At 52.8% G+C, this 7,393-nt stretch carries 5 protein-coding genes; 4 read left to right on the forward strand and 1 reads right to left on the reverse strand.

The genetic code is table 11. From position 1 onward, the window contains the following. Positions 1-183 precede the first annotated feature (183 nt). The 3 genes from AC2JC8_RS09330 to AC2JC8_RS09340 are packed head-to-tail and all read left to right on the forward strand — an operon-like array spanning position 184 to position 3,997. Positions 184-1,734, forward strand: a complete 1,551-nt coding sequence (locus AC2JC8_RS09330) for an ArnT family glycosyltransferase (RefSeq protein ID WP_484594596.1) — start codon at positions 184-186, stop codon at positions 1,732-1,734. Then, positions 1,731-2,840, forward strand: coding sequence for a glycosyltransferase (locus tag AC2JC8_RS09335; protein WP_484420359.1), 1,110 nt, complete (start codon positions 1,731-1,733; stop codon positions 2,838-2,840). The genes AC2JC8_RS09330 and AC2JC8_RS09335 overlap by 4 nt, the downstream gene beginning before the upstream one ends. Beyond that, entirely contained in the window at positions 2,822-3,997 is a 1,176-nt protein-coding gene (locus AC2JC8_RS09340; RefSeq protein WP_484401632.1) for a mannosyltransferase family protein, read from the forward strand. Before AC2JC8_RS09335 ends, AC2JC8_RS09340 begins: the two co-directional genes overlap by 19 nt. Here AC2JC8_RS09340 and AC2JC8_RS09345 read toward each other — a convergent pair. Then, positions 3,994-5,580: a DUF2079 domain-containing protein gene (locus tag AC2JC8_RS09345; protein ID WP_484420357.1), complete on the reverse strand. Its 1,587-nt coding sequence runs from the start codon at positions 5,578-5,580 to the stop codon at positions 3,994-3,996. The two genes, AC2JC8_RS09340 and AC2JC8_RS09345, sit on opposite strands and share 4 nt — an antisense overlap. A 20-nt stretch (positions 5,581-5,600) precedes the next feature. Here AC2JC8_RS09345 and AC2JC8_RS09350 point away from each other — a divergent pair, with 20 nt between their 5' ends. Then, positions 5,601-7,040, forward strand: a complete 1,440-nt coding sequence (locus AC2JC8_RS09350; protein ID WP_484594597.1) for a glycosyltransferase family 39 protein — start codon at positions 5,601-5,603, stop codon at positions 7,038-7,040. Positions 7,041-7,393: the final 353 nt, after the last annotated feature.

Raw genomic sequence — 7,393 nt, forward strand, 5'->3', positions numbered from 1 at the left:
CCAATGGCGCAACCACTCCCATTACCAATGGAGCAAGCAATAGCTTGCGAAATGCGTTCATGGTTCTCACACACAATAAAGAACGGAAAGCAAATGCTCCCAGGCCATAATTACTCCTTAACCAAGCGAAGTGCGTGCGATTTGATACAAAAGCGCTGTTATTCGGTCCAGAACTTTAATTGGTTGCTTTGGCTTGGGGCCCTACTGCTGCTGCTGTTGCCAGGCCTTGATCTACCCCTGCGGGATTGGGATGAAGGCATCGTAGCTCGTGTGGCCCTTGAAAGCAGCCAAGCGCTTAGCCAGGTTTTGCAATCACAAAAATCAATATCTTCCCTGCTACTGCCTAGCTATTGGGGTACTCCATATCTAAACAAACCACCCGGCCTGCACCTCTTAATTGCAGTGGTGATGCAGCCTTGGAGCAGCAGTGGGCTGCTGCCACCCCCCTGGCTGGTGCGTTTTATTCCTGCCTTGCTCGCTAGTGCTGTAGTGCCCTTAGCAGCTGCAATTACACGGAAATTAAGGCCGCAGCAACCCTTAGCCGCCTTTTGTAGTGCTGCAATCTGCCTCACCCTTTTGCCCTTAATGCGCCACGGACGCTTAGCCATGTTGGATGGCGCCCTGGTGAGTGCCAGTGCCTTGATCTGGTGGCAGCTGCTGCGGGCAAAACAACGACCTTTGCAAGGGGGGACTTGGGCTGGGTTTGGCGGCAGCGTCATTCTTTTGCTGAAGGCTCCCAGCTTGATTCCAGTGCTAGGGGCAGGCTTATTGCTGTTAGCCCTCGATCGGGTTCTCACTCGCCGCAGTTGGCTGCTGCTGCTTAGTGCCATTGCCCTGGGTTTATTGCCAGGGCTCTGTTGGCATCTTTTCCATTACTGGGCCCGCGGCGATCAGGCCCTTTGGCTCTGGGGAGGCGATGGGGCCAGCCGCGTTTTGCTGCAAGCGGGCGAAGGCAGTGATCTTGGTTGGCGGATCCCCGTGCTCGAAGTATTGGAAGGTGGCTGGCCCTGGTTGCCGTTGTGGCCTTTCGCTATGGCTTGGGCTTTTCAACAACGCAATACCCCTGAAGGCCGCTGGCCCCTTGGTTTGCAATTAGCAATGGCGGCAATAGTTTTACCTTTACGCACCCAGCTTCCCTGGTATAGCCACAATCTGTGGTTGCCATTTGCTTTGCTTTGCGGCCCGCTTCTAGCCCAGCTGATTACAAATCCCAGCCTTAAGGGAATCCCTGGAGCTGCGCTTTTAAAAAAACTGCCGTGGTTTTGGTTTTTGCTTGGTGGGTTACTGCTAGCTGCAGCCCCCATCAGTTCTTATTGGTTTGTGTTGCCAGCTGCTTTTGGCCTGCTGCTGGGGGGCTGGTTTCTAAGCCACAAGCAGCCTTGGCCTGGGGTGTTGCTATTGGTTAGCGGCTGGTGGCTTTCACTTCTATTACTACTGCAAGGCCCCCTATGGCTGTGGGAATTAGCAGAACAGGCGCCAGTTGCAAGCGGAGCTGCCCTAGTGAAAGGAGCTGATCCCCGCACACCAATCGCCCTATGGCAGCTGGAGGAACGCCCCAGCCTTAGCTGGCAAAGCCAGCGCCGTTTATTGCCGCTAGGCACACCAGAAGCTGGCAACCTGAAACTGTTAAGCCAGGGTGAGGGTCCGGCCCCAGAGCTGGCGGGTTATGGCTGTATAAAAAACCACAACGGGGAAGATGGCTGGCAGTTGTGGCTATGTAAGCCAGCACCTTGAGCGGCCCCTTAAATCTCACAGTGGTGCTTGCCACCTATAACGAACGGGAAAACCTGGCCCCGATGCTGGCGCAGTTAAAAGCATTGCTCGGCCAACGTTATCGCCTTGAATTAATCGTTGTAGACGACGACTCCCCCGATGGCACCGCTGATTTAGTGCGAGCGCTCGCTCGCCAGGATCCCCGCATCCATCTAATTCGGCGAGTGGGCCGCAACGGCTTATCAAGTGCAATTCGAGAAGGCCTGCTTGCTGCCACTGGCGAAGTGGCAGTTGTAATGGATGCTGATGGCCAACATCAGCCAGAAGCAGTAGAGCAAGCCGTTAAAGAATTGCTCCGCAGTGAAGCTGATCTGGTGATCGGCAGCCGCTTTCAAGCTGGCGCTGTTATTGAAGGCTTATCGCTTGAAAGGCAACGGGGTTCAAGCCAAGCTAATCGTTTAGCCCGCTCAACCCTGCCCGCTTATGGGCAACTTTCCGACTACATGAGTGGTTTTTTTGCCCTTAGGCCTGATCAATGCGCCAAAGCAATTCGAGCTGTGGATGTTAGTGGTTTTAAATTTCTTTATGAGTTACTCGCTGTGAGCAACGGGCAGCTGCAGGTGAAGGAAATACCGCTGAATTTTCAGCCCCGCCAAAGTGGCAGTTCCAAACTTGATAACGCCGTGGTTTGGGACTGGTTGGTTTCCGTGCTGCACACCGCTTGTTTCAGGGTGGTGCCGCGGCGGGCAGTGAGCTTTGGCCTTGTTGGCCTTAGTGGCATGGTGGTGCATTTTGCAATTTATGGCCTGCTGCGCAGCCAAGGGGTGGCTTTTCTTGCCACTCAAACCGCGGCGGTAATTATTGCGGCCAGCTCTAATTACTTAGTAAATAACTCGCTCACCTTCCGAGCTAAACGTTTGCAGGGTTTTGGCTTAAGTGCTGGTTTATTGAAATTTTTATTAGTTTCTTCCCTTGGGATGGCCGCAAATGTGGGTATTTCAACGGTGGTATTCAGTAGTTTGCAAGGGGGGCCCATCGCCCTTGTTGCCCTGCTGGCAGGAATCTTTGTGGACTTTGTTTGGAAATACGCCGCCTCCTCCCGTTTTGTGTGGAACGTTCCCTACTGAAATTTCTATTAAATAGCTGGGGCCTAAGCCGCTTGCTGCTGCTGACACCTTTGCTGGCCCAGCCATTGCCGCAAGGCTTGAACCGTTGGGATGTGGTGCACTACTTAGCCTTAGCCCAACATGGCGCCCAAGGCAATCTGCAAGCTTTCTTTCCGCTTTGGCCTGCATTAGTTGCTTGGTTGTTATCACCCACTGCAATTATTTCAAGCAACACTTTTCTATGGGCTGGTTTTGGCTTAGCCAATTTCGCCTTTTTAAGCGCACTTTGGCTCTTGCATCACCAGGCCAAGGGGCTTTGGGGTGATGCCGCTGCCCGCTGGACCGTGCTGCTGGCTTGTTTTAACCCCCTTAGTTTATTTGCCTCGATTCCTTACACAGAAGCGCTTTATTTATTACTTACAGCTGCTGCATTAGCGCAAAATCTGCCCCCATTACTGCAAGGAATAGCCGGCGGCTTAGCTGCCGCCACAAGACCTACCGGGGTGTTGTTGTTGCCGGGTTTTTTACTGCAAAAACGCTGGCTTACAGCTTTTTTAACGGGCCTTGGCCTTGGGATGGTGTTGCTATTGGGTATCAAGAACAGTGGTGATCCCTTTGCTTTTCTGCACGCCCAACAAGCTGGCTGGGGCCATCAACCGGGGCTAAATCTTTCCGGATTGCCGCGTTGGCAACGGCTATTCAGCCAAATCCTCTTTGGGCCTCAAAACAGCAACAGCGGCCAACTGCAAGATCGGCTCTTTCCGGTTTTGATGCTTGTTTTTGCAGGGCTCGCCTTCACTGCTTGGCGCCTGGATAACAATCGCCCTCGCATCGCCTTAATGCTTGGCGGAAGCAGCCTTATGGGAGCTTGGTTGCTAGCAGGAAGTCCGTTTATTAATGGGGCGATGGTGCTTAGCAGCCTTGGCTTATTGCTCTGGGGTTGGGGCCGCATACCAATTGAGCAGCGCTGCTTTGCGCTTGCCAGCCTTGGCGCTTATTTCCTTAAGCAAAACACAATCAGCATCGAGCGCCATCTTTACGCCACGGTGCCCCTATTGCTGCTTATTGGCCTCTGGGCAAGTTTAAATCCCCGCTGGGGCCGGCTGCTACTTGGCTTTGGAGCCCTGCTCTGCCTTGTTTTTGGTTTTCGCTTTGCAAGCGGCGGCTGGGTTGGTTAGCTCAAAGCTTTATGCGCGCATGCAAGGTTCAGAGCTGAGCTTGGGGCGCCACGTTTAAGCAGCAGCGCTCCTTCTGCGCAATGCGCCACCCCATAGGCGCCAGCATCAATTAGCTGCATAGTGCGGGCTTGCAGCACAAGCAACTGATCGCGATCCTCTGGAAATGCCGCCAAAAATGGCCGGTGATAACGGGGTAACAAGGCGATCCAATCCACCGCTGTTTTGCTGCCCTGGCGATTTAGAAAATCCGAGTGGTATGGATATCTCAACAGCACCGGGCGCATCGCCAGCCGCGGCAACAAAGGTGTGTGGGCTGCCACTGTTGCATCAGCAGGAATTAACGCCAACGCGGTTAAGGCGGCTTCGCGGCGGGCCCATTGTTCTTGGATGCCCGCTTGGGCCCAAGGCTTAATGCTGTCTGGGATGAGGGCCGAAAGGCTGCGGTGCGGATTTGAGCTAAGCGCCAAAAGCAAAGAAAGGGAAATTGCGGCTGTCCATAACTGCCGAAACCACTTGCGGCCAAATAACTCTGGGTGGGAGCGCCACCAAAGCACTGCACCGCCAAACACCCCAGGCGCTAGATACAACACATATCGCAGGCTGGTGGCTAGAGCGCTGAATCCTTTAGCCGCCAAGGCAATAAATAAAGGTGCCGCAATTAATAACCAAGCATCAAGAGATAGCAAAGGCAATAAAGCTAAAGGCAACATCGGTGCCAATAGATATTCAAGGCTGCGGCCAGGCGGGCTAACCAGTTCTAAGAGCAGCTGCTGCGGTTGTTTCAGCAATGCCGCCAATAGCCCCAAGGTGCCAGAAGCTTCACTGCCGGGGCTTAAATACTGGCCAAACTTTTCTGAAAGAAAGCGTTGATTAACATCAGCGCCAAGTAGAGGTTGCAACCAAGCTGTTGCGAGCGCCACATAAATAACAGACCAAATCAGCACTAGCGCTGCCAGCAGGCGTTTTTTTCCTTGCAGGCGCAGCAGTCCCCAGAGGCCAATACCGAAGCTCACAATGCCTGCATCACCTCGCACAAAAGTGATAAAAAGCGCAGCGCAAAGGGCTGGCCACAGACGACCTTGCCTTAAGGCCCAGATCAGGGCAAAGCCCAGCAATGGCACTGGGCAGAGGTCGTGGAAATTTTCCAGCAGCGGGCCAAGCACCGTGATCGAGCAGTAGTAGGCAATCAGCAACCTCAAAGCGATCGGGCTAGCCAAGCCTTCAGAGCGAGCCAGCTGGAACAACATCAAGCCACCAGCTGTTAACAAAGCCACCTGCACCAGGGGTAATGCATAGATCCCAAGCATTGGAATCAAAGGAATCCAAAGTTGGCTCAAGAGGTTCAAATGCTGGCTGGCGTGCAGGTAACCCAATTGCGGCAATTCACCCCCTAATTTCACAGCCGCTGATAATTCCGCCGATAGGGTGCTTTCAAACCAGCGCCCCTGGCTGCCACTCCAGAGCTCCTGCAAAAACAGGCCTTGGTCGTAGCTGGCGCTGAATCCTTCCAGCCGCCACAGCTGTAAGGCGATGCCAAAAACAAAAAAAACCGTGGCCACCCTTAACGGCTGCGGGAGGAGCATGGGAACACCGCAGAGCATGAATGCGTCTAATTCTCCCTGGCCCCCGTTGGCCCTGGTTTCCACTGCTAATGGGGGCAGCCCTAAGGCTTGTGAATATCAATGCGCCAATCATTGGCGTACATAGCTGGCGGCAGGCTGATACCGCTGCCCTAGCTCGAAATTTTCAGCTAAATCAACTGCCGATCTGGCTGCCCCAAGTGGATTGGGGTGGGGTAAGCAGTGGCTACGCCGAAACTGATTTCCCCCTTTATTCCTATGGGGTGGGCCTGCTTTATCAATTTTTTGGGCTACATGAATGGCTGGCACGGGGGCTGAGCTTGCTCTGCAGCATTGGCGCCATTTATCTAGTGCAACGGCTTGGCAGCAATCTTTTTGGCCAGGCGGCGGGCTGGTGGGGTGGGCTGTTTTTCGCGGTGCTGCCCCTTTCTGTTTTTTATGGCCGCAGCGTGCAACCAGAGGCATTGCTAATGCTCAGTGCCGCCCTTGCCCTCGAAAGGGGTCTGGCCTACAGGCAACAGGGCGGCAAGTTCAACTTGGTCTTGATGGGGCTTGGCTTAGTAATTGCCAGTTTGGTGAAAGTTTTACCCCTGTTTTGGCTTGGCATACCGCTGTTATGGCTGGGCTGGCGGCGCTGGCCGCTATGGCTTGCAGGGGTAATCGCCTTGCTTGCAACGGTGGCTTGGTATGCCCATGCCCACCAGCTATTTCTAGAAACAGGCTTGAGCTTTGGTTTTTGGGGCAGCAAAGCCTCTCGCTACAGCTGGGCTGATTTGTTGAACTGGCGTTATTGGGGCGATATCTTGCTGCGTTTTAGCTTGCGCGGTTTAGCAGTGCTGGGGTTACCTCTATTAGTTTTTGGCCTGTGGTTACCAAAACAAAACGAAGCAGAGGGAATGCTGCCACTGGGCCTTGGGGTGGTGTTAATTGCAGGAGCTCTAGCGCCTAGTTCTAGTTATATCCACGAGTATTACCAATTGCCATTGTTGCTATTTGCTTGCCCGCTGCTTGGTAAGGCTTGGCAAAAACTTCAACAAAAGTCAACTAAAATTGGAAAGCGTTGGTTGGCAGTTGCTTTAGGGCTGGTGTTAGTTATTAGTTTTACGGTGTTGCAACTGGATTATTGGGGCAAAGAAAATCCCAACAATAGTGATATCTGGGCTCAGGCTCAGGAAATTAAAACCACTACTCCAAAAAACAAACCGCTAATAAGTGTTACTGCAGGTGATCCCACCTTGCTTTATTTAAGCGATCGCAAAGGTTGGCTAGTTACACCTGAAGCAGTAAGCAATGAATTACTAAGCGCCCTCAAGAAAGAAGGTGCAAGCGCTGTAGTTGGCTCGTGGAATAAAATCGAAAATTATTCAGAATTTAAAGACGGGCCAGTTAAACAAAAATTAGCAAAATTACTTGGAATAAATAAGAATCAAACAAATGGCAACTATATAATTATCCTTAAATGATGGAACGATGCCCCCGCAGAGCGGGGGCTCTCGTCGGGTTCGCTATGGCGCGAAACCGTTTGATCAGGAAACAAACGCCTTTATCAGGCGGCTTTCTCCGCGATCAGCAAACCCTGCATGTTGGAACTGTGGGGCACGAACACCTCCTCCTGGTTGGATGATGCTGACCGGTAAAGCATTCGGCATTTCGATCCAAGGATCAAAGCACCACTTCACTGTCAGCGGGACTCACCAATTTTAACCAATAAAAAGGCGCCTCGAGGGCGCCAATGTTGATGAAATTAGAAGGGCTTAGAGCGCGTTTCCACGTGGCAGAACCTCTTCTGGGAAGATGAAATTTTCATGGGGCTGGT

The sequence above is a fragment of the Synechococcus sp. genome, assembly GCF_982614295.1.

Coding starts and splice junctions, on each gene's coding strand:
- AC2JC8_RS09345 (WP_484420357.1), bottom strand. CDS start 5,580: ATGCTCCTCCCGCAGCCGTTAAGGGTGGCCACGGTTTTTTTTGTTTTT.
- AC2JC8_RS09350 (WP_484594597.1), top strand. CDS start 5,601: ATGCGTCTAATTCTCCCTGGCCCCCGTTGGCCCTGGTTTCCACTGCTA.